This is a genomic window from Prevotella sp. tc2-28, assembly GCF_900107705.1.
In the GTDB taxonomy this organism is placed as follows: domain Bacteria; phylum Bacteroidota; class Bacteroidia; order Bacteroidales; family Bacteroidaceae; genus Prevotella.
The window spans coordinates 268,665-293,863 of record NZ_FNRE01000001.1; the positions used below are offsets into that span (position 1 = coordinate 268,665).

Annotated in this window: 24 protein-coding genes; 8 read left to right on the forward strand and 16 right to left on the reverse strand. The window is 50.5% G+C overall.

Annotation, left to right across the window (positions count from 1 at the left end; genetic code table 11):
* Positions 1-13 precede the first annotated feature (13 nt).
* Positions 14-2,017: a PorE family type IX secretion system protein gene (locus tag BLU47_RS01030; protein WP_091957309.1), complete on the forward strand. Its 2,004-nt coding sequence runs from the start codon at positions 14-16 to the stop codon at positions 2,015-2,017.
* Here the strand turns inward: BLU47_RS01030 and BLU47_RS01035 are convergent.
* The 5 genes from BLU47_RS01035 to BLU47_RS01055 are packed head-to-tail and all read right to left on the reverse strand — an operon-like array spanning position 1,989 to position 4,555.
* The gene (locus tag BLU47_RS01035) at positions 1,989-2,354 is read right to left on the reverse strand and encodes a DUF5056 domain-containing protein (protein WP_176780403.1); all 366 of its coding nucleotides are present in this window, start codon (positions 2,352-2,354) and stop codon (positions 1,989-1,991) included. The two genes, BLU47_RS01030 and BLU47_RS01035, sit on opposite strands and share 29 nt — an antisense overlap.
* Positions 2,344-2,913: an RNA polymerase sigma factor gene (locus BLU47_RS01040; RefSeq protein WP_091957312.1), complete on the reverse strand. Its 570-nt coding sequence runs from the start codon at positions 2,911-2,913 to the stop codon at positions 2,344-2,346. The genes BLU47_RS01035 and BLU47_RS01040 overlap by 11 nt, the downstream gene beginning before the upstream one ends.
* A gap of 15 nt (positions 2,914-2,928) precedes the next feature.
* On the reverse strand, positions 2,929-3,129 hold the full coding sequence (locus tag BLU47_RS01045) for a PspC domain-containing protein (protein ID WP_091957314.1): 201 nt from the start codon (positions 3,127-3,129) through the stop codon (positions 2,929-2,931).
* Entirely contained in the window at positions 3,122-3,805 is a 684-nt protein-coding gene (locus BLU47_RS01050; protein WP_143025415.1) for a DUF6249 domain-containing protein, read from the reverse strand. The genes BLU47_RS01045 and BLU47_RS01050 overlap by 8 nt, the downstream gene beginning before the upstream one ends.
* 36 nt (positions 3,806-3,841) lie before the next feature.
* Entirely contained in the window at positions 3,842-4,555 is a 714-nt protein-coding gene (locus BLU47_RS01055) for a head GIN domain-containing protein (RefSeq protein WP_143025416.1), read from the reverse strand.
* A gap of 92 nt (positions 4,556-4,647) precedes the next feature.
* Between BLU47_RS01055 and BLU47_RS01060 the strand changes: the two genes are divergently transcribed.
* Positions 4,648-5,901 carry a methyltransferase RsmF C-terminal domain-like protein gene (locus BLU47_RS01060; protein ID WP_091957318.1) on the forward strand — a complete coding sequence of 418 codons (1,254 nt, stop codon included), beginning with the start codon at positions 4,648-4,650 and terminating at the stop codon, positions 5,899-5,901.
* Positions 5,898-6,692, forward strand: a complete 795-nt coding sequence (locus tag BLU47_RS01065) for a thymidylate synthase (RefSeq protein ID WP_091957320.1) — start codon at positions 5,898-5,900, stop codon at positions 6,690-6,692. The genes BLU47_RS01060 and BLU47_RS01065 overlap by 4 nt, the downstream gene beginning before the upstream one ends.
* Before the next feature lie 7 nt (positions 6,693-6,699).
* Here the strand turns inward: BLU47_RS01065 and BLU47_RS01070 are convergent, their stop codons facing one another.
* Genes BLU47_RS01070 through BLU47_RS01095 form a run of 6 tightly spaced genes read right to left on the reverse strand, consistent with a single transcriptional unit; the run spans position 6,700 to position 12,879 of the window.
* Positions 6,700-7,935 (reverse strand): dihydrolipoyl dehydrogenase family protein, encoded by a 1,236-nt coding sequence (locus BLU47_RS01070; RefSeq protein WP_091957322.1) that lies wholly within the window; start codon positions 7,933-7,935, stop codon positions 6,700-6,702.
* Positions 7,922-9,331: an aminomethyl-transferring glycine dehydrogenase subunit GcvPB gene (gene gcvPB, locus BLU47_RS01075; RefSeq protein ID WP_091957324.1), complete on the reverse strand. Its 1,410-nt coding sequence runs from the start codon at positions 9,329-9,331 to the stop codon at positions 7,922-7,924. The genes BLU47_RS01070 and gcvPB overlap by 14 nt, the downstream gene beginning before the upstream one ends.
* Positions 9,328-10,650 (reverse strand): aminomethyl-transferring glycine dehydrogenase subunit GcvPA, encoded by a 1,323-nt coding sequence (gene gcvPA, locus BLU47_RS01080; protein ID WP_091957326.1) that lies wholly within the window; start codon positions 10,648-10,650, stop codon positions 9,328-9,330. Before gcvPA ends, gcvPB begins: the two co-directional genes overlap by 4 nt.
* Positions 10,647-11,027 carry a glycine cleavage system protein GcvH gene (gene gcvH, locus BLU47_RS01085; protein WP_091957328.1) on the reverse strand — a complete coding sequence of 127 codons (381 nt, stop codon included), beginning with the start codon at positions 11,025-11,027 and terminating at the stop codon, positions 10,647-10,649. The genes gcvPA and gcvH overlap by 4 nt, the downstream gene beginning before the upstream one ends.
* Before the next feature lie 18 nt (positions 11,028-11,045).
* Entirely contained in the window at positions 11,046-12,146 is a 1,101-nt protein-coding gene (gene gcvT / locus BLU47_RS01090; protein ID WP_091957329.1) for a glycine cleavage system aminomethyltransferase GcvT, read from the reverse strand.
* A 22-nt stretch (positions 12,147-12,168) separates the two neighbouring features.
* The gene (locus BLU47_RS01095) at positions 12,169-12,879 is read right to left on the reverse strand and encodes a lipoate--protein ligase family protein (RefSeq protein WP_091957331.1); all 711 of its coding nucleotides are present in this window, start codon (positions 12,877-12,879) and stop codon (positions 12,169-12,171) included.
* A 142-nt stretch (positions 12,880-13,021) separates the two neighbouring features.
* On the opposite strand from BLU47_RS01095, the gene dxs reads away from it, so the two are divergent.
* From dxs to BLU47_RS01115, 4 genes are read left to right on the forward strand one after another with little or no spacing between them, the layout of a single operon-like run.
* Complete coding sequence (dxs, locus tag BLU47_RS01100; RefSeq protein WP_091957333.1) at positions 13,022-14,890, forward strand: 1-deoxy-D-xylulose-5-phosphate synthase; 1,869 nt, start codon at positions 13,022-13,024, stop codon at positions 14,888-14,890.
* Entirely contained in the window at positions 14,887-16,245 is a 1,359-nt protein-coding gene (gene trkA, locus BLU47_RS01105) for a Trk system potassium transporter TrkA (RefSeq protein ID WP_091957334.1), read from the forward strand. Before dxs ends, trkA begins: the two co-directional genes overlap by 4 nt.
* A complete protein-coding gene (locus tag BLU47_RS01110; protein WP_091957336.1) occupies positions 16,239-17,699 on the forward strand; it encodes a TrkH family potassium uptake protein in 1,461 nt (486 codons plus the stop codon). Before trkA ends, BLU47_RS01110 begins: the two co-directional genes overlap by 7 nt.
* Positions 17,700-17,710: 11 nt before the next feature.
* Positions 17,711-18,613, forward strand: a complete 903-nt coding sequence (locus tag BLU47_RS01115) for a type I phosphomannose isomerase catalytic subunit (protein ID WP_091957502.1) — start codon at positions 17,711-17,713, stop codon at positions 18,611-18,613.
* On the opposite strand, the gene BLU47_RS01120 is transcribed toward BLU47_RS01115, so the two are convergent.
* Positions 18,582-19,586, reverse strand: a complete 1,005-nt coding sequence (locus BLU47_RS01120) for a DUF4435 domain-containing protein (protein WP_091957338.1) — start codon at positions 19,584-19,586, stop codon at positions 18,582-18,584. The genes BLU47_RS01115 and BLU47_RS01120 overlap by 32 nt on opposite strands.
* Before the next feature lie 3 nt (positions 19,587-19,589).
* Positions 19,590-20,399: an AAA family ATPase gene (locus tag BLU47_RS01125; protein ID WP_091957339.1), complete on the reverse strand. Its 810-nt coding sequence runs from the start codon at positions 20,397-20,399 to the stop codon at positions 19,590-19,592.
* Positions 20,400-20,537: 138 nt separating this feature from the next.
* Here BLU47_RS01125 and BLU47_RS01130 point away from each other — a divergent pair, with 138 nt between their 5' ends.
* On the forward strand, positions 20,538-21,278 hold the full coding sequence (locus tag BLU47_RS01130; protein ID WP_091957341.1) for a nitroreductase family protein: 741 nt from the start codon (positions 20,538-20,540) through the stop codon (positions 21,276-21,278).
* Positions 21,279-21,311: 33 nt separating this feature from the next.
* On the opposite strand, the gene BLU47_RS01135 is transcribed toward BLU47_RS01130, so the two are convergent.
* The 3 genes from BLU47_RS01135 to BLU47_RS01145 are packed head-to-tail and all read right to left on the reverse strand — an operon-like array spanning position 21,312 to position 25,122.
* The gene (locus BLU47_RS01135; protein WP_091957342.1) at positions 21,312-22,766 is read right to left on the reverse strand and encodes an MFS transporter; all 1,455 of its coding nucleotides are present in this window, start codon (positions 22,764-22,766) and stop codon (positions 21,312-21,314) included.
* A gap of 12 nt (positions 22,767-22,778) precedes the next feature.
* The gene (gene kduI, locus BLU47_RS01140) at positions 22,779-23,753 is read right to left on the reverse strand and encodes a 5-dehydro-4-deoxy-D-glucuronate isomerase (RefSeq protein ID WP_091957344.1); all 975 of its coding nucleotides are present in this window, start codon (positions 23,751-23,753) and stop codon (positions 22,779-22,781) included.
* 1 nt (position 23,754) lies between these two features.
* Positions 23,755-25,122, reverse strand: a complete 1,368-nt coding sequence (locus BLU47_RS01145; protein ID WP_091957345.1) for a PTS galactitol transporter subunit IIC — start codon at positions 25,120-25,122, stop codon at positions 23,755-23,757.
* Positions 25,123-25,199: the final 77 nt, after the last annotated feature.

Consider the following 25,199-nt stretch of genomic DNA (forward strand, 5'->3'; position numbering starts at 1 on the left):
AATTTCGTAGCGTATGAAACGGAACTTACACCTTATTATATATATAATATTGTCAGCCATGCTCCTCACGGGATGTGGTGCAGATCAAGCGCTAAAGAAGGGTGATAAGTTCTATGCATTAGGCGAATACTACGATGCTTCCACAAAGTATCGAAAGGCATACAGTCAGACACCTGCCAAAGAGCGAGTACAACGAGGACGCATCGCCCTAAAGATGGCTGAGTGCTATCGACGTATCAATTACACACAGAAGGCTATCGCAGCCTACAACAATGCCATCCGATACAAACAAACAGATTCGCTAACACAATTGCGACTGGGTCAGCAACTGATGAAGAACGGCAACTACAAGGAGGCTGCCAAGGCCTTCCAGACCTTTATTGATTCTGCCGACATCCAACAGCAAGCCGCCAATATCCAGTTGGCACGTACAGGGCTGCGTTCAGCACAGCAAGCTCCAGAATGGAAGAAGCAAGGTAGCGACTATACTGCCAAACGAGAGAACCTGTTTAACTCGCGACGGGCAGACTACTCCCCTATGCTGGCTGGCGACGACAGCAACCAACTTTTCTTCACTTCCACCCGCAATCAAGCTAAAGGTGATGAACTGAGCGGCATTACCGGCACCAAGAATGCCGATATCTTCTATTCACAAAAGGATGAGAACGGCAAATGGCAACGACCAGAGGCTATTGATACTGAACTGAACACCGACTTCGACGAGGGTGCCTGCAGTTTTTCGCCCGACGCACGCACCATGTATCTCACTCAGTGTAAGACCGATCCGGACTATCCGCGCTACGCTACCATCGTGACCAGTCAGCGGTCTGATGCAGCTTGGAGCAAGGCTGTCGAACTACAGCTAACCCGTGACACCCTTTCAGCATACGCCCACCCTGCCGTCAGCCCAGACGGTCAATGGCTTTACTTCAGCAGTAATATGCCAGGAGGCATGGGCGGTTATGATATTTGGCGCGTCCGACTGACAACAAGTGGTGTGGGCGGTGTTGAAAATGTCGGCTCTCCTATCAATACCCCGGGCGATGAGTTTTTCCCCACATTCCGTCCTAATGGTGACTTGTATTTCTCCAGCGATGGTCATGAAGGAATGGGGGGACTGGACATCTACATTGCCCGTCAGCAGGGGAATGGCTATACCATCTCACACCCTGGATTCCCACTCAATTCTCAAGGTGATGACTTCGGAATGACCTTTGAAGGTATGAAAAACCAAGGATTCTTCTCCAGCAACCGAGGCGACGGCAAGGGGTGGGACCACATCTATTCTTTCTATAACCCAGAGATCATCCAAACCGTTAAGGGTTGGGTTTACGAGCAGGACGGCTATGAACTAACCCAGGCGGTTGTCTATATGGTGGGCAACGACGGAACCAACCTGAAGCTAAGCGTAAAGGGTGACGGGTCGTTCACACAAGAGATTAAAGCTGGGGTAGACTATGTATTGTTGGGTACTTGCAAAGGTTTCCTGAACCATCAGGAGCACATCAAGGTGGAGCCAGTGAAAAAATCAGAAGAATACGTTTTGCAATTTCCGTTGGCCTCCATCACAGCACCCGTCTTAATTGACAATATCTTCTATGACTTCGACAAGGCTACCCTGCGCCCGGAATCCGCAGCGGCACTGGACCAACTGGTGGCGCTGCTGAAGGAGAATCCTAACGTGACGATAGAGCTGTCGGCCCATACCGACTACAAGGGTTCGTCGGAATATAACAAACGTCTGAGTCAGAGACGTGCCGAGTCGGTAGTGAAATACCTAGCAGAACATGGTATTGAGAACGACCGACTTACCCCCGTTGGCTATGGCAAGGAGCAGCCTAAGCTGATTCGTAAAAAGGTGGCAGAGCGATATCCCTTCTTAAAAGAAAATGACGTCCTGACGGAGGCATACATCAAGACGTTAAAAGACGACGAACAGGAACAGTGTAACCAACTGAACCGCCGTACGGAGTTCCGTGTGCTACGCACTACTTACGGGCTGTTTCCGAAGAAATAATCTCACCAGTACCCACAAACAGCAGGCCGAAGACTACGCTAAACAGCATCATCAGGTTGATGCTGAACGACTGTGCAGCCATTGTACGCAGCATGACTTCCAGGTGGACTGCCAACAGCTCCCAGCCACGGAATACCACAAACAATATCACGAAGACGGAGATGCAGAACACCGTCCACAGACGGGTAATCGTATGAAGCCGGATGACGGATGCCTGAAGTCTGCCTTCTGTTTCAAGACGCTTCATCACGCGCTCGGTGAAGCCATCGTCCTCAACCTTCTGATGAGCCGCCTCGCTGAAAAACTGCCGGAGCAGCTGTTCGTCTTTATCTATCATATCCATTCTGTCTTAAATAAGTTGCTAATTTTTCTTTGCCACGAGACAGGTGTGACTTCACCGTGCCTTCCTTGAGTCCTGTTATCTTGGCAATGCCTGCTATGTCATAGCCATCGATAAGCTGTAGGGTGATACACGTCCGTTCGTCAGGCTTCAGCAATGCCAACGCAGCATAGAGATCCATTTTAAATGAGGAATGAGAAGTGAGAAATGAGGAATTTGCTGCCGCCACACGTTCCACAGCGGGAGCATCGGAAGAAAATTGTTCACTGTTTACCTTCCCCTTTTCCCTCCTCACGTAGTCGTAGAACACGTTATAGGCTATGCGCATCAGCCACGTCTGGAACGATGCCAGACCGCGAAAGGAGCGGATATTGGTGTAAGCCTTGATGAAGGTGTCCTGTGCCAAATCGTCGCTCAACTGACTATCTCCCAGTGTCTGGTTCAGGAAGAACCGGCGGACAGGTGACTGGTAACGGCGTACAAGCTCGTCGAAAGCCCGTCCGTTGCCGAATACCGCCACCTGCGCAACAAGAGAGATATCAGTTGTCTTTGACATTTTGACGATTGACGATTACAAGTTGCTGATAGCGTTCTTCTCTGGCATGATAATCCACGCTATGATGTAAAAAGGAATACCTGCGAAGGCGGTAAACAACGTCAATGCTGCATAGCCCAAGCGTACTGCTACCGGGTCAAAATCCATATACTCCGCAAATCCTGCACAAACGCCGCCTAACACGCGGTCGTTGCTACGTTCTAATTTCTTAGTCATAATTATTCTGATTTAATTCGTTATCTCTACGTTGTTTATTCTGAGCCGTCTTGGAGGCAAACACCTTGCCCAGTCCGATGCAGAACACCAATGCACCGATGCCAAAACCTACCTCACCAGCAGCGAAGCCCAAGAACACCATCAAGCCCACACCAACAAAGCACTGGCGCATGCCTTTCTGATATTCATCATTGACATCCGTTGGTTGCTCATTTAACAACTGGTCGGGAATAGGCTGTCCCTGCTGCATGGCCATCTGTGCCAGACGCATCTTCTCCTTGCGGTTCTTGTTAATGAAATAGAACAGGGCAATGATGATGAGCACAGGAGCCAGGACGAAGAGGATGAACAGTACGCCCAGCACAAACAACATGCCTGCGAAATCCTTACCATCCATCTGACTGAAGAGACTGCCAACTATGCTTCCCAGGTCATCTCCATCAACATCGTATGTCGTAGATGTCGTGCTCCAGGGTGATGTACGAGTGGTAACGGTGACCTTTCTCGTCACGGTGGCAGTATCCGCACTTGTAGTATCCGAGAAGACCTCGATGCCACCCTGATTGGTCGAATCTACCTGTTCTTTACGAGGTGTATGTCGGTGCTTCTGTCCTGCTGCCTGCAAACCCATGCTGAGCGTAAGCAGCAATGTCATTGTCAATAATACTTTCTTCATACTCAATTCTATCATTTATGTTAGTTTGTTTTGTTTTCACTTGTTGACTATGCGGGTGCCCTCGCCAATGTTCAGTTTTTCCGTGTGCATATCACCTGAACCACGAACATGTGATTTGTAATTCTTGACAGCGCCAGACAGTGTGATGTCGCCAGAACCTGTCAGGAGTGACTCCACCTCACCGCTGTCATCAAAGCGCATCTTGACGTCGCCGGAACCTACCAAGTCCACTGTGGAGCGCAGGGCCTTCACATGCTTTACATCCACATCGCCCGAGCCTACCAGCGTCACATTGACTTGGTCGCAGATAATGTCGTCAAATGCAATGTCGCCAGAGCCTCTCAGCACAATATCGAGACGGTCGGTATCCAGCAGCTTCTTGCATTCAAAATCGCCAGACCCCTTCAGTTCGATGCCGATGAAATCGGGTGATGTCACATAGACCGTCACGCCTTTGCTATCAGAGACGCCCATATTCAGGAATTTGTTGCTGCCCTTCATATTGACCACCAGCTTGTTACCCTCCACACGGGTCTGTACATCATCTATCACCTTTTGGGGAGCCTTCACCACCACAGAGAACGAGTCAGCCTGCTCATATTTCACGTCCAGCGAGCCTAACAGCTCTATGCGCTCAAAGCCTTTCAGTTGGCGCTGTTCCTCTGCCTGTGCCTTTACTCTTTTAGTAAAATGTACGTTACAAGCGGTCAGCATCCCAAGCGCAATAACAGATAATAACACCTTTTTCATACCTTTACTTTTTTTGATTTCTTTATCTGTTTGACGGAATCCTTGCCAAATTAGTTGCAAAGATGCAATTTTTTTTTTAATTTTGCAAGCGAATGGCACAATTACCACTTCAATTCACCGAATATACCCGTCAATTAATGGGTGCGGAGCGCTTCGGGCGATACCTTAAATCGTTTGAAGAGCCTGCTCCTGTCAGCATCCGACTGAACCCGAAAAAGATGTCTGAAGGCAGAGGGCAGAGGTTGGAAGTCATTGATGGTGAACCGGTGGCTTGGTGCCGAGAGGGCTATTACCTGAAGCAACGTCCAAACTTCACCATGGACCCTTTGTTTCACGCAGGTTGCTATTACGTGCAGGAAGCTGCTTCGATGTTCCTTGACGAGGTGTTGAGACAAATGCATAACGCATACGTCAACCATCAGCCATCAGCCATTAGACCTCTTACTGCTCTCGACCTCTGTGCTGCTCCTGGTGGAAAATCCACCCTACTCCGCTCAGCACTTCCAGCGGATTGTTTGCTCTACTCCAACGAGCCCATTCGCAATCGTGCCAGCATCCTTTTGGAGAATGTAACGAAGTGGGGCTACGAGAATCACCTCGTCACCAACTGTTATCCACGCGACTATCGCAAGGCGAAGATGAAGTTTGATTTGATTCTGTGCGATGTGCCCTGTTCGGGGGAAGGGATGTTTCGCAAGGACGAGAGCACCATCCGCGAATGGAGTCCCCAGCAGGTGGAGAAGTGCTGGCAGTTGCAACGTGAGATTGTTGCCGATGCCTGGGCTTGCCTGAATGAGGGGGGATTCCTGATATATAGCACATGCACGTTTAACACGAAGGAAAACGAGGAGAACATCCGTTGGATACTCAATGAGTATGATGCAGAAGTGCTGAAAGTAGAGATAAAGCCAGAATGGACCATCACAGGGTCATTGCTCGAGGGATTCCAGGAGCCTGTCTATCGTTTCATCCCTGGTATCAGCCGCAGCGAAGGACTCTTTGTCTGCGTGCTCCGCAAGAGAGGGGTGGCGGCTCATTCTCAACGACATTACGGCTCGTCGCCAACGACATTACGGCTCGTCGCCAACGACATTACGGCTCGTCATGAGGGAGCACTCCCACAGGCAGGACTATCCTATGAAGATGCCCTGAAATTCCTGCGAGGCGAATCATTGGTCCTTTCCGGTGATGTTCCCAAAGGACTGGTAGAGGTGTCTTTCATGGGAAAGATCTTAGGACAGGTGAAAAACATCGGCACACGTGCCAACAATCTCTATCCCAAACCTTGGAGAATAAAGACCACACATATACCCACAGCATACGAACCTATACTAAAAAAGATATGAAGCAATACTTAGACATACTGAACCGCATCCTGACGGAGGGCACCGAGAAAGGTGACCGCACAGGAACTGGCACCATCAGCATCTTCGGAACGCAAAGCCGATACAATCTGGAAGACGGCTTTCCGCTTTTGACGACGAAAAAGCTGCACCTGAAAAGTATTATCTACGAACTACTTTGGTTCCTCAAAGGTGACACAAATGTAAAGTACCTGCAGGAACATGGTGTCCGCATCTGGAACGAGTGGGCTGACGAGAATGGCGAGTTGGGACCCGTCTATGGTCACCAATGGCGCTCATGGCCCGACTACAACGGAGGGGTTATTGACCAGATACAATATGTGGTGGACCAGTTGAAAAACAATCCTAACTCACGCCGCATGATTGTTTCTGCATGGAATGTCGCCGAAGTGAACAAGATGGCGTTGCCCCCATGCCACACCATTTTCCAGTTCTATGTGGCAGGCGATCGCTTGTCACTACAACTCTACCAACGTTCTGCCGACACGTTCCTTGGAGTACCCTTTAATATCGCCTCCTACGCCCTACTCTTGCAGATGATGGCACAGGTGACAGGCTTCAAGCCTGGTGACTTTATCCATACCACAGGTGACACCCACCTGTACTTGAACCATCTGGAGCAGGCTAGGCTTCAACTGACCCGTGAGCCTCGCCCACTACCCACGATGAAAATCAATCCAGATGTAAAAAACATTTTTGATTTCCAGTTCGAGGACTTTGAGCTAGAAGGCTATGACCCATGGCCCCATATCAAGGCAGAGGTATCTGTCTGAAGGCTGCTTATTCCACAGCAGCCTTCAACACTTCACTGAGTGTCGGATGGATGTGTACCATATCACGCAACTGACAGACTGTGGTATCACGACACATCAACACGCTGACTTCTTGAATGATATCGGCTGCATGAGCGCCAAAAGCATGACAGCCCAAAATACGCCCATCAGTATCAGCCAGAAGTTTCAGTAATCCTTCACTCTCGTTCATCGCCAACGCCTTACCATTGGCACGCCAAAACGACTTGTGACACTTATAGTCAACACCCTGTTCCTTCAGTTGGTCTTCGCTGACACCTACACAGGCAGCCTCGGGTTTTGTAAAGATTGCTGCCGGCATCACATCAAAACGTATGCCATCCGATTTTCCCACGATATGGTTCACCACACGCATGGCTTGCATCTCTGCAGCATGAGCCAACATCTGACGCCCGTTCACATCACCAATGGCATAAACACTGGAGAGAGCATTAATCATGAAATTGTCATCTACAGGAATCGTTCCGTTAGGAGCGAGAGTGATACCTGCAGCAGCCAGGTTCAGTCCCTCAGTATTAGCCTTACGCCCCGTAGCTATCAAGATTGCGTCTGCATCGATATCATCAACAGAATGAACCGCCGTTTTCATCTTAAAAACAATACCCGCTTTTTCCATCAGCTTACGTAGTCGCTTGGCTACATCACTGTCCAGCATAGGCAGACATTCTTTTAAGAATTCTATCACCGTAACCTCCGTTCCGAAACGCTGGAATACAGAAGCGAACTCCATTCCGATAACGCCTGCACCGATGATGCAAAGCCGCTTGGGCAGTTCTCTTAATTGTAATAGTCCTGTGCTCGTCATCACGCGAGGGTCATCAAGACCTTCAATAGGTGGCATCTTGGCACTACTACCTGTGGCTATGATGATATGCCGAGCACTAATGATATCATCCCCAACGGAGACAGAGCGAGCGTCGGCAAAAGCCGCATGTCCACGCACCAATGTGATTCCTGGGGCAGAAAGAATGCCCTCTACCCCACTACGCAACTGGCTAACCACCTGCTGCTGGCGCTCCACGGCTTCTGCAAACGAAGCACTATGAACAAAGGTCTTGGTGGGGATACACCCTCGGTTCAGACAGGTACCTCCGACCTCGTCCTGTTCTATGATAACCACCTGCAGTCCTTGCTTGGCTGCATATTCAGCGGCGCGGTAACCACCAGGCCCCGCGCCGATAATGAGAAGATCAGTCTGCATCATTGATAAGTTGCTTGTAGGTTACTATCGGATGCTTGGCTGCCAGCACATCATCCACGCGCCCTATGGGGGTATCATGAGGTGCCGACTTCACCATTTCCGGATTATTCTTGGCTTCTTCAGCAATCCGACGCATTACCGCTATAAAGCCATTGATGGTGTCTAACGACTCGTTCTCTGTAGGTTCAATCATCAGAGACTCATGGAACAACAACGGGAAGTAAATCGTCGGTGCATGGTAGCCGTAGTCCAGCAGACGCTTGGCTACATCCATCGTGGTAACCCCCGTCGACTTATCCTTTAAGCCATCGAATACGAACTCATGCTTACACAATCCACTGATGGGCAATTCATAGACATCTTTTAAAGACTCCTTGATGTAGTTTGCATTCAATGTAGCCAACGGACCAACTTCCTTCACATGATCGCGACCCAACGTCATGATATAGGCCAAAGCACGCATCATAACCGTGAAATTACCATGATAAGGCGATACCACGGGGAAGAAAGGCTGTAGTCCCTCACGCACGCCGACAGGTCCGCTACCCGGACCACCTCCACCATGAGGCGTTGAGAAAGTCTTGTGCAGGTTAATATGCATCACATCAAATCCCATGTCCCCTGGTCGACAAGCTCCCAACATAGGGTTCAAGTTAGCTCCATCATAATACATCAACCCACCGCAGTCGTGGATGAGTTTGGTGATTTCCGGTATCTGACGCTCAAAAAGACCCAGTGTATTGGGATTAGTCATCATCATGGCAGCAATATTCGGACCTTCCTGAGAAACAAGTCGTTCCAAATCAACCAAATCTACTAGTCCTTCAGAGGTAGATTTTACCTCGACAATCTCTAACCCACAGACAGCAGCTGAGGCAGGATTCGTGCCATGTGCCGAATCTGGCACGATGACTTTCTTGCGTTGCCATTCTCCCTGGGAACGATGATAATTATCTATCACCATTAGGCCAGTCAGTTCACCATGTGCACCAGCATAGGGCTTGAAGGTAAAATGCTGAAGACCTGTCAACTGGCACAGCAAACGTTCCAGCATCACCATAACGGCACGCGCACCTTCGGCAGTGTCATCGGGCTGTAAGGGATGTAAGTTCTGGAACTGGGGAAGAGCTGCCATTTCCTCATTAATCTTCGGATTATACTTCATCGTGCATGACCCCAGTGGATAGAATCCATTATCCACGCCGAAATTATTTTGCGAGAGATTGGTGTAATGACGCACCACTGTCATCTCGTCACATTCAGGCATTTGCGCCTCTTGTCCACGACATATCTCCTGGGGGATTTCATAGCCTTCAAAACGGTTTCTTGGTAGGCTATATCCTTTTCGTCCCTCTTTAGAGAGTTCGAATATCAGTTTTCCATATAGTCGGTTGTTCATAGAGCTGCCAGTTTTACAAGGTTATCCATTTCTTCCTTCGTACGTTTCTCGGTAACCGCAAAGAGGAAACCATCCCGATAGCGTACACCTCCCAAGATGCCTGCTTTTAAAAAGCGGCGGTACAATTCATCGGCATCACCGTCATACCTGACATAGAACTCATTGAAGAAGGGCTTATCATAAACCAGTTGGAAATGACCAGTCTTCACCAGTTCTTCACACAAATAGTGAGCACCTCCATAACTCTGTTCTGCAGCCTCACGCAACCCTTGTCGTCCCATCAGCGCCATATACATCGTTACATGCAGTGCCATCAAACTTTGGTTGGAACATATATTCGACGTAGCTTTCTGACGACGGATATGTTGTTCACGAGCCTGTAATGTCAATACAAAGGCACGTTGTCCACGATTGTCAACAGTCTTGCCGACAATACGTCCGGGCATCTTGCGGATCAGTTTCTCCGTACAGCACATATAGCCAACATAAGGACCTCCGTAAGCCATCGGGATTCCCAATGACTGTCCGTCACCAACGGCGATGTCAGCCCCCCACTCTGCAGGTGTCTTCAATATCGCCAAGTCTGCGGCTACACTGTCCATGACAAATAGGGCTTTATGCTCGTGACAGGCATCGGCGAAGCCAGTAAAGTCTTCTACAATACCATAAACGTTAGGCTGTTGCACGATAACACCTGCAACCTCTCCAGTATACTGGACAAGTTTTGATTTAAGGGCATTAAGGGTAGTTACTCCATCCTCTACAGGGATGGTTATCAACTCTATGTCCTGGTGTAAAGCATAGGTCTTTAGCACTTCATAAGTCAAGGGGTTATAAGCCTCTGTCACCAGTAGCTTCCTTGCCTTCTTCCCTGCAGCCACAGCCATCATCATGGCCTCAGCAGCCGCAGTTGTGCCATCATACATCGAGGCATTGGAAATATCCATACCTGTCAGTTCTGCCATCATCGACTGGTATTCGAAGATATAATGCAGCGTGCCCTGTGATATTTCTGCTTGATACGGAGTATAACTTGTTAAGAATTCTGAGCGTTGTAATAGGCTCGGAATGACAGACGGTGTATAATGGTCGTAAACTCCCATTCCAGCAAAACAGGTCAGTTGCTGGTTGCAAGAGCCTAGTCGTTCAAAAGCCTGACGAACTTCCAGTTCACTGGCACTCAAAGGAATGTCATAGTCCTTACGGAAACGGATATTATCAGGAATATCGGCATACAATTCATCCAGTGACTGCACGCCAACCTTCTCCATCATCTGCCGTAAGTCTTCGTCAGTATGGGGAAAATACTTATAGGTCATTGTTCGCAGAATTCCGTATATGCCTTAGCGTCCATCAGGTTCTTCAATTCACCTTTGTCAGACAGTTCCACTTTAATAATCCAGTTCTCATAAGCATCGGCATTGATACGTTCTGGCTCGTCCTCTAATGCTTCGTTGACCTCAAGGACAACTCCTGTAACTGGTGAGATAAGGTCACTAGCAGCCTTGACACTCTCCACAGCACCAAACTCCTCACCGGCAGAAACCTCATCATCTACATCAGGCATATCGACATAGACGACGTTACCCAATGCATGTTGGGCATAGTCCGTAATTCCTACATAACCGATGTTGCCTTCTACTTTTACATACTCGTGTGACTCTGTGTAATAGAGTCCTTCTAATACTTTTGCCATTGTTCTTGTTTTTAGTTATTATTTCTTATAATGTTTCTCGTAAAATTTCTTCTTGCAAACCGTTCCTGGGAACGTTTTCTTTCGAATTTGTATTTCTACCTCCGTTCCCAAAACAGCATAAGAGGCGTCAATGAGTGCCATACATACGCTCTTATCGGTCGAGATGGTGTGATAGCCGGTCGTCACCTCACCTATCTGCTTACCGTCCTTTAGTACGGCATAGCCATGACGTGGAATTGCCTTATCGGCTAATTCGATACCTACCAACTTACGGGGAGCACCTATTGCCTTCTGTTGTACCAAGGCATCTTTGCCGATAAACTCATCCTTATCCAGTTTGACAAAGATGCTTAGGCCCGCCATAATGGGAGTAATTTCTTCAGACAACTCATCTCCATAGAGGGGCAATCCGACCTCGAAGCGCAACGTGTCGCGACAACCTAAGCCACAGGGCTTACAACGTCCGCTACTTACCAGTTTGTCCCAGCACTCATTGATAAAAGCTGCGTCAGCATACACCTCGAAACCATCTTCACCTGTATAGCCAGTACGGCTAATCAGAGGAGAGGGAGAAGGAGTAATAGACGAACGAAGAGGTTTAAAAGTATAGAATGCGAGATCTGAGCCGTCAATACCCAACACTTCCTTGACGACCTGCTCAGAATCAGGACCTTGAATGGCCAGTTCTCCATAATAGTCACTTTGGTTCTCCAATGTCACGTCATAACCAGTGGCATGCTGTTGTATCCATGCCCAGTCCTTGTCAATATTCGAAGCATTGATGACCAGGAAGAAGCAGTCGGTAGCCATTTTATAGACCAATAAATCATCAACGACCCCGCCATGCTCATAACACATCATGCCGTAAAGAATTTTCCCAACGGGCATCTCTCTAACATCATTGGTGAAGAGGGTGTTCACATAGCGTTCTGCATCCGTTCCGCTAACGAGCACCTCACCCATATGACTCACATCAAACACACCACATGCCTGACGAACAGCCTGATGTTCGTCCACGATATTGGTATACTGGATAGGCATGTCAAATCCTCCAAACGGAGAGATGAGAGCTCCTAGCGCCACGTGCTTGTCATAGAGACAAGTTCTTTTATTTTCCATATTGTCCTTAGTTATTAAATACTTATAGCTTATTGATAAATTCTTTACACAGATACTCCTTTTCTAATACTTCAATGGCAGTTACCTCCTCGGATGTCAGTAGACGTTCTCCCTGACAGAGGGTAGTCCGAAAAAGAGATTTTACCTCTTCCTTCGTCAGCGTCACATGGTCTTTTAGGAGCGTGATTCGCTGGCGGACACTTTGTATACCCTTCTGGTGAAGTTTCTCACTGCTCGGTGTGATAGCATGTAGCATATAGTCCATATTTGTGTCATAGAGCAACGTTCCATGTACTATACTCTTTCCACCTACTTGGTAGCACGCAGTGCCACTAACTTTCCGGTCGCCAATTATAACGTCATTATGACTCGTACTAACAGCCTCAACGCCCATTCGTCGCAGAACCAGGAGCATCATTTGGATAAAGCGATTGAAAGCCTGCCCCACATTATCACCTTGACTGATATACGAAAGCATCACATTGTCGTGGTCAGCATAGACGCAGCCACCACCGCTTTTCCTTCTGTAGACATTAATTTGATGAGCTTTGCAAAACGCCAGATTCACCTCACTTTCCACAGACTGATTACGCCCGAAGATTACACTAGGCCCGACCTGCCACATCAGCAGACAATCGTCAATATCCATTTGACGGGCCACGAACTCCTCCATTGCCAAATAGAATGACAATTGTCTATCTTTATATGCCTCGGGCAAGTCTATATATAGCATAGGTTAGATGAACTGTAGCGTATTATTTTGTGCAAATATATAAAGTTTTTATGTAAACTGCAAGGATTTCCCTAATTTATTTTGCCATTTAATCATTTTACACTACCTTTGCAAAATAATAATAAATAAGGAATAAGGAAATATGGGATTATTAGCCCAAATACAATATCCGGATGATTTAAGGAAGCTGAGCGTCGACCAACTACCAGAAGTGTGTCAGGAACTTCGCGAAGACATTGTCAAAGAACTGTCTGTAAACCCTGGCCATTTGGCATCTAGTCTTGGCGTTGTAGAAATTACGGTAGCCCTTCACTATGTCTATAACACACCAGAAGATCGCATTGTATGGGATGTGGGCCATCAGGCCTACGGACATAAAATTTTAACTGGCCGACGTGAGCAGTTTTGTACCAACCGAAAACTGGGAGGCATCCGTCCATTCCCATCTCCAGAGGAGAGTCCTTACGACACTTTTGAGTGCGGGCATGCCTCAAACAGCATCTCCGCAGCATTGGGCATGGCTGTTGCCGCCAAGACAGAAGGTAAGGACCGACATGTGGTAGCTATTATTGGCGATGGCGCCATGTCGGGTGGTCTGGCCTACGAAGGACTAAACAATATAGCTTCCTCGCAGAGTGACATCCTCATCATTCTGAATGATAACAACATGTCTATTGACCGGGCTGTTGGCGGCATGCAGGAATACCTGCTGTCACTCAATACCAACGAGACATACAATGCCCTGCGCTTTAAGGCCTCGCGATGGCTGCACAACAAGGGACTGCTTAATGATGACCGCCGCAAAGGCATCATCCGTCTGTCAAACGCCTTAAAGTCTGCCATTTCTCATCAGCAGAACGTGTTTGAAGGTATGGACATCCGCTATTTCGGGCCCTTCAATGGTCATAATGTCAAGGAACTGGTACGCATCATGCGCCAACTGAAGGACATGAAAGGTCCCAAGTTGCTCCATCTGCACACCCAGAAAGGCCACGGTTATGCACCTGCCGAGAAGGATGTCACCATTTGGCATGCACCAGGTAAGTTCGATCCCGAAACGGGAGAACGACTGGTCAGGGACACAACTAATATGCCCCCACGCTTTCAGGATGTGTTCGGCCATACGTTGCTGGAACTGGCTCGACAGAACCCGAATATTATCGGAGTCACACCTGCCATGCCAACAGGTTGTTCCATGAATATCATGATGAAGGAGATACCTGAGCGCACCTTTGACGTGGGTATTGCCGAGGGACATGCTGTCACTTTCTCAGGGGGTATGGCAAAAGAAGGGCTGATACCGTTTTGTAACATTTATAGTGCTTTTGCACAGCGTTCCTACGACAATATCATACACGACGTAGCCATTCTCAGACTAAACGTAGTTCTATGTCTGGATCGTGCAGGTTTGGTTGGCGAGGACGGGCCTACACACCACGGTGCCTTCGACATGGCAGCCCTGCGCATCATTCCCAATCTGACCATCTCCTCCCCAATGGACGAGTGCGAATTGCGTCGACTTATGTATACCGCACAATTGCCGAATCAGGGACCTTTTGTCATCCGCTACCCCCGTGGCAATGGATCTGTCGTCAACTGGCGCTGTCCGCTTGAAGCAATACCCATCGGAAAGGGTCGCAAGTTACAAGATGGTTCTGACGTGGCCGTCATTACCATTGGTCCTATTGGCGTCACGGCAGCGAAAGCTATTGCCTCATTCACCCCTAAGGTTGCTCATTACGATTTACGTTTCCTTAAACCGCTCGATGAAGAGATGCTCCATGAGATAGGCCGCAAATTCAAGAAGATCGTCACTGTAGAAGACGGCGTACGTAACGGAGGTATGGGCTCAGCCATCCTGGAATGGATGAGCGAGCACGACTATACGCCAGTTATCAAGCGTCTCGGACTGCCCGACCACTTTGTGGAACATGGTACGGTGGCACAACTACAGAACATTGTAGGCATTGACGAGGAACATATCAGGGAAACTATACAAGGACTTTTATGAAAATAGTCATTGGCGGGGCAGGCGCCGTAGGTACTCACCTGTCTAAACTACTGTCGAAAGACCACCAGGACTGTGTGCTGGTAGACGACTACGTGGAACGGTTGGCCGGACTGGAAAGTCGGTACGACATCATGACCCTGCACGGTTCACCCACCAGCATCCAGACGCTAAAGGAAGCAGGTGTAGAGGATGCCGACCTCTTTGTGGGTGTCACCACCGACGAGAGTCGCAACATGACAGCATGTATGATAGCCCATGCGCTGGGAGCCAAGAAAACGGTAGCGCGTATTGACAACATCGAATACCTGGCTCCAGCCCAACTGTCGTTCTTCGAACAGATGGGCATCAACTCCCTCATTTACCCCGAGGCGCTGGCAGCCATTGACATTACCAACGGACTGAAGATGTCGTGGGTACGCCAGCGGTGGGATGTACACGGAGGAGCATTGGTTATGCTGGGCATCAAGCTGCGCGAAACGTGCGAAGTCCTTAACCAGCCACTGCGTGAGTTATGTGGTCCCGACGACCCCTACCATGTCGTGGCTATCAAACGGGGTAATGACACGCTGATACCGAGCGGTAACGACGAGTTGCGCATCAACGACATCGCCTATTTTATGACCACCCGTGAATACATTCCTTATATCCGCAAGATTTCCGGCAAGGAGCACTATGCCGATGTAAAGAATGTCATCATTATGGGAGGCGGCAAGACATCTGTACGCGTAGCGAAGACAGCTCCCGACTATATGAACCTGAAAATCATCGAGGCTAACGAGTCGCGCTGCGAACAACTGAATGAGCAGTTGAACGATGTCGACACGATGGTTATCCATGGTGACGGCCGTGACCTTGGTTTGCTTCAGGAGGAAGGCATTCAGAACACCCAAGCTTTCGTTGCCCTTACGGGTAATGCAGAGACCAACATCCTTGCTTGCCTGACAGCCAAGCGACTGGGAGTCCGAAAGACCGTAGCTATGGTTGAGAACCTGGATTATGTCGAAATGGCGGAGAGTCTTGATATTGGAACCATCATTAACAAAAAGACTTTGGCAGCCGACCATATCTACCAAATGATGCTTGATGCCGACGTGAGCAACGTGCGTTCACTGATGATGGTCGACTCTGACGTTGCCGAGTTCGTGGCAGCAGAAGACTCCAAGGTCACCAAAAAGGCGGTCAAGGATTTAGGCCTTCCTTTCGGTGTCACCATCGGCGGACTGGTCCGCAATGACGTAGGCATCCTGGTCAATGGTAACACCCGCATTATGGCTGGCGACTCTGTCATGGTATTCTGTCATGAGCAGAACCTGAAGAAGTTGGAGAAATACTTCAAGACCGACACGTTATGGTGAACTTCCAACTGATATATAAGGTACTGGGGGCTCTGCTCTTCATGTTGGGATCGCTGCTTCTTTTCTGTGCAACCATTGCCTTCTGCTATCAGGAAGACGACTTCGTTGCATTCCTCATTTCCGCGCTCCTTACGCTCTGCAGCGGTTTTGTACTAAGATACCTGGGGCGCAATGCCGACAACAACCTGAGTCGCCGTGACGCTTACCTACTGGTTACGGTCACATGGATTGTGTTCAGTTTATTTGGCATGCTACCTTTCCTTATCAGTGGCTATATAGGACATGTGACTGATGCCTTCTTCGAGACGATGTCAGGTTTCTCCACCACGGGAGCTTCCATCCTCGACGACGTGGAGTGGCTACCCCATGCCACACTCTATTGGCGCACCCAGACACAATGGATAGGCGGACTGGGTATCGTGTTCTTCACCATCGCCATTCTCCCTTCCATGGTGGGAAGTGGTTCTGTGAAGGTGTTTGCCGCTGAGGCCACCGGACCTTTACGCACCAAGATGCACCCACGCCTCTCAACGATGGCCAAATGGATATGGTCCATTTACCTGGCACTCACTATCGCGTGTATCCTTTCATACTATGCTGCAGGCATGGACCTGTTCGACAGCATCAACTACGCCATGACAACGACAGCCACAGGCGGATTTGCCACGCACAACGACTCCACGGAGTTCTTCCGTTCACCCACCATCGAATATCTTGCCATTCTCTTCCAGTTCCTTGCAGGCATCAACTTCATGATGCTCTATGCCAGCATCTTCAAGCTCCGGCCGGGTGCACTGCTGAAGAGTTCAGAATTCAAGATGTACATTAGCATCATCTTCGTTTCCACGGTATGGATTATGTATTTGCTCATCACACGCAATGGCTATGGTTTGGAACATGCCCTCCGTAGCGCCCTCTTCCAGGTGGTGTCGTTCATCACGACCACGGGGCTTTTCAACGATGATGCCGCCATGTGGCCACACATCACGTGGGTCATCCTAGCCTGTCTGATGTTTATCGGAGCTTGTTCGGGTTCTACCACTGGCGGTTTCAAGTGCATCCGCTGTGTCATGGTGTTCAAGGTGCTTCGCAACGAGTTCCACCGACTGCTCCACCCTAATGCCGTATTACCTGTGAAGATTGACGGCGTTCCCGTACCGCGGTCTCAACTCAGCACCCTGCTGGCATTCTTTGCCATCTTCACTATCATGGTCCTGCTGACGGCGACCTTGATGATAGCGTCAGGCATCGACAACACCAATGCCATTACCATTGCCCTTAGCTGTATCAGCAACGTAGGTCCCACACTGGGCACGCAGATAGGTCCGGTGATGTCGTGGTCGGAACTGCCAGATACGGTCAAGTGGCTTTGCTCTTTCCTCATGCTGGTAGGGCGTCTGGAAATTATGTCGGTACTGGTATTGTTCACTCGTGCATTCTGGAAAGACAGTTAACACTATACATGATGAAGTTCTATCAATTCACCCCACTAGTCAAAACGCTTATCTGGGGCACCGAGAGTTGGCAACTCAGCGGTGTCCAGGACAATGAGACGTTGACCAAAGACGGAGAGTCGCTCAACGCACTCGTCCGCAAGTTGAAAGACCAGCTGGTAGGAGCAGCCAACTACCGACGCTTCGGCGATGAGTTCCCACTGCTTATCAAGTTTATCGATGCGCACCAGAACCTGAGCATCCAAGTGCATCCCGACGACGAGACAGCTCACCGCCAGGGCAAGCCCCGCGGAAAGACAGAGATGTGGTATGTCATGGATTCGGCTCCCGACGCCATGCTCTACAACGGACTGAGACAGCAGATAACACCCGAAGAATATCAGGAGATGGTGGCGAACGACACCATCTGCGACGCCCTGGCACAGTATCAGGTGAAGGCGGGCGACTGCTTCTTCATTCCTGCCGGGCGCATCCATGCCATCGGTGCCGGCTGTTACCTGGCGGAGATTCAGCAGACTTCTGACGTCACCTACCGCATCTATGACTACAAACGGCGCGACAAGGACGGCAACCTGCGGCAGTTGCACACCAAGGAGGCTGCTGAGAGCATTGACTACCACGTGCTCCCCGACTACCGCACGAACTACACCGCCCGCAAGGATGAGAGCCAGCTGCTCGTGGCGTGTCCTTACTTCAATACCGCCGTTTACGACCTCACCGAACCGATGTGCATCGACTATAGCGACCTCGATTCGTTCGTCGTACTCATTGGCCTGAAGGGAACAGGCACGCTGACCGTTGACGGCGAGGAGTGCATCTTCCGCGAGGGCGAGAGCATGCTCATCCCGGCAACGGCTCAGGAGGTGCGCACCAGCGGAACGATTAAGTTTCTTGAGACGTACGTTCTTTCGTAAGGAATGTGTTGATATCCTGCTGTATGCGGCGAAAACATTCGGACAACATATAGCCCATATTCTTCTTTAACATCTGACGGATGTCCTGCTGCGAGTGTTCGTAGCAGGACATTTCGTTGCGGCGCTGGGTGAAGTGGCGCGCCGTGCGGCATATCTCCTCCTCACGTTCCAGGCGCAGCTTGCCGCACACTTTATTTAGTATAGGTGCCACGACATTGTCGAACACGCTGTGTCCTTGCATATAGAGGTAAGTGGTCTGCGGCGTCACACCCAGCGACTTGACGAGCTCCTTGGTCTGCAAGTATTCTTCCTTGGCACCGGGATACTGCTGCTGCAGTTGGTGGACGCGGGTGCTCACCTTGTGGCGCAGATGGTCGATGGACGGCTGGGGATTGGACACATTGAAGCCGCCGGGGTCGGCCACGCGTGACAGGTCTGACATGGAGAAATGATTATGTCGCCCGGTGCGATAGGCCCATACCGACCATACGAACAGCGGGAAGATGGTTTCGCTGTACTGGCGCAGATAGTCTTCGAAGTCGAAGATGCGGTGGTCGTTGAGCGTCACTGCCACACAGACGTCGTGGAGTGAGGGGGCGTAGCATTGCAGGTTCTCGATGGCATAGGCATAGGTGTGGAAGACGTAGGGGCTCTCGAGCACTCTGCGCGACTGTTCGGTGGCGCCGTTCAGCAAGTAGTCGTAGTCGGCATCCACGCAGGCTATCATCGCCTCGCCCAGTCCTTGCAAGGCCAGCACGGCTTTCTTGCCGCGCTCCAGTTTGCGGTGTGTGGGCAGCATGACCTCGAAGTATCGGGTGTCGTCCTCAAAGCGTGTGAGTACGGTTCGCCAGAAGAAGATGTCGTCGTAGCTCTCGACGTAGGCAACGATCCTGCGCCGCGCCGTCTTCGACTTCAGCTTGTTGGCCGCCTCGAAGTAGCTTGAATTCAGATTATCACTCAGCCGGTTACCCATTTTCTATCCGTTAACCTCTATGTCGTTCACTTCCGTCACCTTGTCCATCCATCCGCTCATGATGACTGCCGGCGAGTGGGTGGTCAGGATGATCTGCACGTTAGGGTTCAGTTCCAGCACCAGGTCGATGAGTCGTTTCTGCCACTCGATGTGCAGCGACACCTCGGGCTCGTCCATGAAGAGCACGTGGGGCTGGCCGTCTTCCACGAGCACGGTGAGCAGGATGGCCAGCATCTGCTTCTCGCCGCTGGAGAGTTGGTAGGGCACCAGTGTCTCGCCGATTTGCGAGAAGCGTATCTCGTTCTCGGTACGCACAATCTTCTTGCCGGTTTCGGCGAACAGCTCGTCGACGATGTCCTGGAACCGCTTCTTGGGTTGCGACAGTTGTTGCGCGGCATCGGTATTGCCTTGTTGCAGTTCGGCAATGATGCGGTTGCCGATGTTCACCTGATAGTCGAGGTATTTGCGCTGCAGGTGGTACAGCTGGAAGTCGAGTGCCGAGGTGATGCGGGCGTCCACATGGCTCATCGTCTCCAGGTCCAGCACGGGGGAGTCCAGCGAGCGGATGATGTCGTAGCGGATGTGCGATGCGTCCTCGGGTTCCATCAGCAGGTGGACACCTTTGAGCAGGTGGTTGGTCACGTCGCCGTTCGTGTTGACGCTCTTCACCACCTTGTTCAGGATGGTCGACTTGCCCACGCCGTTGATGCCGCTCAACACGTTGACGTGCGGGTCGAGTGTCCAGACGATGTGCTTCTTGCCGCTCCAGAGGGCGTCAATCTCAATCTTCTTGATGTATGTTGCGTACTTCATAGTTCTATCTGCTGTCTGCTGCATGACAGCGAGACAAAAGTACGAAAAAAAGCCCAAACGCGGGCAACGGGCACTAAAAAAAATGTTAACACCGCGGATTATTTGGTCATTTGGGCGGAATGCACTACCTTTGCAGCCATGAAGAACTTAGCAACAAGGCGTACCATACGCCAATACAGTGAGAGAGAAGTAAGCGACCAACTGCTGGACCGCCTGATGACCGAGGCCTGCCGCACCCAGACCATGGGCAACCTGCAGTTGTACTCCGTAGTAGTAACCCGTTCTGCCGAAATGAAGCAGCGGCTGGCGCCAGCCCACTTCAACCAGCCCATGGTGACCCAGGCTCCCGTGGTGCTCACCGTCTGCGCCGACTTCAACCGCACCAGCACATGGGCACGCTGCCGACAGGCGGAGCCGGGCTACGACAACTTCCTGTCGTTCATCAATGCTGCCACCGACGCACTGCTCTACACCCAGACGCTCTGCAACCTCATGGACGAGGAAGGGCTGGGCTACTGCTACCTGGGCACCACCGTCTATCAGCCTCAGCAAATCATCGACATCCTCGAGCTGCCCCGACTGGTCATGCCCGTGGCCACGCTCACCGTGGGATGGCCCGACGAGCAGCCTCCACTCTCCGACCGACTGCCACTAGACAGCTTCGTACACCACGAGACCTACCAGGACTATCTGGGTATCGACATCGACAAGTATTATTACGACAAGGAGCACCTGCCCGAGAACATCGAGTTCCTGCGCATCAACCGCAAGGACACCCTCGCACAGATTTTCACCGACATCCGGTACACCCGCAAGGACAACGAGGCCATGTCAGCCACGCTCCTGCAGACGCTCAAAAAACAAGGGTTCCTCGATTGAGAAACCCTTGTTTTCAATACTAATAACTGATTATTACTCCAGTACGATAGGCTTGTACTTCGGCACGAGCGCCTTCATGATGCACCAGCCAATGAGGTAGGCCACGGCGCAGATGCAGAACACCACCATGTAGGCGGCAGGCTTACCGTCGAAGCCCAACATCTGGAAGGCCGAGCCCTGACCGTCGGCCCAGGTGAAGAACATACCGGAACCCTTGTTGATAAGGAACGAGCCTACACCGCCGGCCATAGAGCCGATACCTGTGATGGTGCCGATGGTCGACTTGGGGAACATGTCGCCAACGGTAGAGAAGATGTTGGCAGACCAAGACTGGTGACCGGCACCGAGCAGGCCAATCAGAATGGCGGGCCACCATGCGCTATACGCTCCCAAGGGCTGGGCAAACAAGCCGAGCACGGGGAACAGGGCGAAGATGAACATGGCACGCATACGGCCGGCATAGGGGTTCATGCCGTACTTCTCGACAAATATCTTGGGCAGGTAGCCACCACCGATAGAGAGCACGGTGCAGATGGCGTAGAGCGTGAAGATAAGGGCGATACCCATCGCTGAGTCGGACGTGTAGCCGTACTGGTCGGAGAAGTAGGCGGGCGCCCAGAACAGGAAGAACCACCACACACCGTCGGTCATGAACTTACCCACGATGAACGACCAGGTCTGCTTGTACTTGAAGCACTGCCAGAAAGGAATGGTCTTCTCCTCCTTGGCCTCCTGCTTGTTCTGTACGTCGGAGATGTCGACATCCTGCTCGATATAGTTGAGCTCTGCCTGGTTGACGCGCTTGTTCTTGGAAGGCTTCTCGTAAGCCCATATCCACAGCGCCATCCAGATATATCCTAAAGCACCGATGATGACGAAGGCCATCTCCCAGCCCCACGCACGGGCCAACAGGGGAATGGTGGCAGGAGCTGCCAGCGCGCCTACTGAAGCACCGCTGTTGAAGATGGAGGTGGCAAAGGCACGGTCCTTCTTCGGGAAGTACTCGGCAGTAACCTTGATGGCGGCGGGGAAGTTGCCTGCCTCACCCAAGGCGAGAATCATACGGCAGGAAAGGAAGAGCCAGACGGAAACGGTGGCAATGGCCACAGCGGCATCAGAGCCTGCCTGCACCATGCGCAATGCTTCGATGGAGTCGTAGCCCTCGATGTTCATGGCTGCCCATCCGCAACCGGCATGCAGCACGGCACCCGTCGACCATACGAAGATGGCGATGAGATAACCTTTCTTCGTGCCCATCCAGTCGATGAACTTACCAGCGAAGAGGTTGGCAATGGCATAGAAGATGGAGAACCATCCGGTGATGGTACCATAGTCGTTGTCGTCCCAATGGAACTCGGGAGCAATAAAGTCTTTCCAGGTCAGCGAAAGCACCTGGCGGTCCATGTAGTTGACCGTTGTTGCCAAAAAGAGCAAGGCACAGATGACCCAACGGAAATTGGACATCTTGGTAGTTTGTATAGCACTCATAGTATTCTGGATTTATTTGATGTCAATGACGGGGATATTGTCTTTGTCGTTATAGTACAGATTCTCACCGGCCATACCCCAGATAAAGGTGTAGTAGTAGGTACCGGCAGCAGCGTGCATACTCCACTCAGGCGACATGATTGCCTGCTCGTTATGCAGCCATACGACACGGCTTTCCTGAGGCTCACCCATGATGTGGGCGATAGTCTGCTCCTGAGGCAGGTTGAAGTAGTAGTAGGCTTCGATGCGGCGACCGTGGGTGTGAGGGGGCATCGTGTTCCAAGCTGCACCTGGGTTAAGCTGGGTAAGACCAAGCTGCAACTGGCAGGGACCTTCTTCCAGCACATCGTTGACGATGAGTTTATAAACGGTGCGGTTGTTACACTCCTCCAGCGAACCGACAGGTCCCCATACGGCAGCCTTCAGCGAACCCTTACGACCGTCCAGCGTAATCCACTGGGTCTTGTAGTGCTGATGAGCCGTGGCGGAGTTCAGGTAGAACTTGGCAGGTTTCGAAGCATCCTTTGAACGGAACAGCACTTCCTTGTTCACATCCTTACCCTTGGCAATGTGGCCACGGCCAATGTAAAGAGCCTCCTTGGGTGACAGGGCGTACTCTTTTCCGTCGACGATGACGACACCATCGCCCTCGCCGCAGTTGACGACACCGAGTTCACGGTTGTAGAGAAAATACTTTTCCTTAATGCCTGGATCAACATCAAGACCCAGCTCAAGGAAATTCTCCAGCTTCAAAGTCTTCTTGACAGGCATGGCCCCTCCGAAGATGAAACGGTCATAGTGAGAATAGGTAAGATGAATCTTGTCGGCCTCCATGACTTTCTCCATGACAAAGCGCTCACGAAGCGTCTTCGTGTCGTAACCCTTCACATCGGCAGGATGACAAGCCGTCTGAAACTTAACGTCCTGTTGGGCAGACAGGCTCAGCGTGCCCATCAACAGGGCAATACCCAAAATAGTCTTTTTCATATCATTGATTGTTTTTGTTCTCTTTTGCTATGCGCTGGCGGTTCCATACCACCATGCCTATGGTGATGACGCTCAAGATAGCTGCACCTACATACTCTAGCGAATTGACGCATTTATAGATGACCCAGCCGAAGAGCGACGAGGCGAAGTCAAGAGCACCACCGTCGAAACCTGCGGGGATGTCAGCTGCCTTGTCGCCTGTCTGTTCGAAGACCGTGTGGGCTGCCTGTGTGAAGGCTGGAGCCATATCTGTGACAAAGTAAAGTCCGATGGCCAATGCTACCAGACCGATGATAAAGGTCTTCACCACATTTCCCTTTGTAAAAGGCAGTACCATGGGGAACAAATAGAACATGCCCGCCAAGGATGCCAAAGGTAAAAATTGATTACCTGGCAGCACGACAGCCAAGCCAAGGGCAACGGGAATGAGCAACAGCGATACCACCAAGGTCGTAGGATGACCGATAACGACAGCAGGCGACATACCTATGTATACCTTCTTACCATTAAACTTCTTCTTGACTACCTCCTGGGTCTTTTCTGCGATGGGTTTCAAACCTTCGATGAAGAGTGATGTGATGCGGGGAATGAGCTCCATGACAGCACCCATAGTCACTCCAAGGAACAGCACCTTCTTGATGTCAAGCTGTGCCAGTACACCAATCAGGGCGCCCACGATAACACCCAGTATCAGAGGCTCACCCATGACACCAAACTTCTTTTTCATGCCTTCAGCATCGATATTCAGTTTCTCAAAACCAGGAATCTTGTCCAGCGCCTTACCGATAAGCAAGGCAAAGGGTACAAAACTCTGACAGAAAGGCTGTGGAATAGAGATACCTTGCCACTCAGTATAGTATTCTTGGAACTTGTCTGCCGTAAGGTCGGCCATTACCAACGTGATGATATAGCACACGATAGCAGCAAAGTAGCCCCAGACGAGGCTCTGTCCCATAACGAAATAGGCAACGGCACCGATGAAGGCGAAGTGCCAGTAATTCCACAGGTCGATGTTCACCGTACGGGTGCAGCCTGTAATCAGCAAAAGGAAGTTGACACCCAGGCAGATAGGGATAATGAGTGCACCGACAGCCGTGTTATAGGCAACGGCAGCAGCAGCAGGCCAACCCATATCAAACACCTTCAACTGTAAATCATAGAGTTCAGAGATTTCACTCAACGGTCCGCCGAAATTAGTGGTCAGCAGGGCTGTCACAATACCGAGACCAACAAAACCGACACCAACATAAAGACCTGACTTGAGCGACTTTCCAAATTTCAATCCGATGCCAAGGCCGATGATAGTAAACAGAATAGGCATCATAACCGAGGCACCAAGGCTGATAATGTAGCTAAAGACTTGTTCCATTAGATTTGTTTATTTGTTTTTAAGCGTAGTTTTCTTACTAACAAGCGTCTCAAAGAAACGGTTGTGGCTGCAAAGAT

Bases quoted from the DNA above. Each gene is read 5' to 3' on its own strand.
- BLU47_RS01135 (WP_091957342.1), bottom strand. From the start codon at position 22,766: ATGAGTGCTATACAAACTACCAAGATGTCCAATTTCCGTTGGGTCATC.
- BLU47_RS01130 (WP_091957341.1), top strand. From the start codon at position 20,538: ATGAAGAACTTAGCAACAAGGCGTACCATACGCCAATACAGTGAGAGA.
- BLU47_RS01045 (WP_091957314.1), bottom strand. From the start codon at position 3,129: ATGACTAAGAAATTAGAACGTAGCAACGACCGCGTGTTAGGCGGCGTT.
- trkA (WP_091957334.1), top strand. From the start codon at position 14,887: ATGAAAATAGTCATTGGCGGGGCAGGCGCCGTAGGTACTCACCTGTCT.
- BLU47_RS01120 (WP_091957338.1), bottom strand. From the start codon at position 19,586: ATGGGTAACCGGCTGAGTGATAATCTGAATTCAAGCTACTTCGAGGCG.
- gcvH (WP_091957328.1), bottom strand. From the start codon at position 11,027: ATGGCAAAAGTATTAGAAGGACTCTATTACACAGAGTCACACGAGTAT.
- gcvPB (WP_091957324.1), bottom strand. From the start codon at position 9,331: ATGAACAACCGACTATATGGAAAACTGATATTCGAACTCTCTAAAGAG.
- BLU47_RS01060 (WP_091957318.1), top strand. From the start codon at position 4,648: ATGGCACAATTACCACTTCAATTCACCGAATATACCCGTCAATTAATG.
- BLU47_RS01145 (WP_091957345.1), bottom strand. From the start codon at position 25,122: ATGGAACAAGTCTTTAGCTACATTATCAGCCTTGGTGCCTCGGTTATG.
- BLU47_RS01035 (WP_176780403.1), bottom strand. From the start codon at position 2,354: ATGATAGATAAAGACGAACAGCTGCTCCGGCAGTTTTTCAGCGAGGCG.
- BLU47_RS01030 (WP_091957309.1), top strand. From the start codon at position 14: ATGAAACGGAACTTACACCTTATTATATATATAATATTGTCAGCCATG.
- BLU47_RS01070 (WP_091957322.1), bottom strand. From the start codon at position 7,935: ATGATGCAGACTGATCTTCTCATTATCGGCGCGGGGCCTGGTGGTTAC.
- BLU47_RS01050 (WP_143025415.1), bottom strand. From the start codon at position 3,805: ATGAAGAAAGTATTATTGACAATGACATTGCTGCTTACGCTCAGCATG.
- BLU47_RS01040 (WP_091957312.1), bottom strand. From the start codon at position 2,913: ATGTCAAAGACAACTGATATCTCTCTTGTTGCGCAGGTGGCGGTATTC.
- BLU47_RS01110 (WP_091957336.1), top strand. From the start codon at position 16,239: ATGGTGAACTTCCAACTGATATATAAGGTACTGGGGGCTCTGCTCTTC.
- dxs (WP_091957333.1), top strand. From the start codon at position 13,022: ATGGGATTATTAGCCCAAATACAATATCCGGATGATTTAAGGAAGCTG.
- BLU47_RS01125 (WP_091957339.1), bottom strand. From the start codon at position 20,399: ATGAAGTACGCAACATACATCAAGAAGATTGAGATTGACGCCCTCTGG.
- BLU47_RS01115 (WP_091957502.1), top strand. From the start codon at position 17,711: ATGAAGTTCTATCAATTCACCCCACTAGTCAAAACGCTTATCTGGGGC.
- BLU47_RS01095 (WP_091957331.1), bottom strand. From the start codon at position 12,879: ATGCTATATATAGACTTGCCCGAGGCATATAAAGATAGACAATTGTCA.
- gcvT (WP_091957329.1), bottom strand. From the start codon at position 12,146: ATGGAAAATAAAAGAACTTGTCTCTATGACAAGCACGTGGCGCTAGGA.
- gcvPA (WP_091957326.1), bottom strand. From the start codon at position 10,650: ATGACCTATAAGTATTTTCCCCATACTGACGAAGACTTACGGCAGATG.
- BLU47_RS01065 (WP_091957320.1), top strand. From the start codon at position 5,898: ATGAAGCAATACTTAGACATACTGAACCGCATCCTGACGGAGGGCACC.
- BLU47_RS01055 (WP_143025416.1), bottom strand. From the start codon at position 4,555: ATGAAAAAGGTGTTATTATCTGTTATTGCGCTTGGGATGCTGACCGCT.
- kduI (WP_091957344.1), bottom strand. From the start codon at position 23,753: ATGAAAAAGACTATTTTGGGTATTGCCCTGTTGATGGGCACGCTGAGC.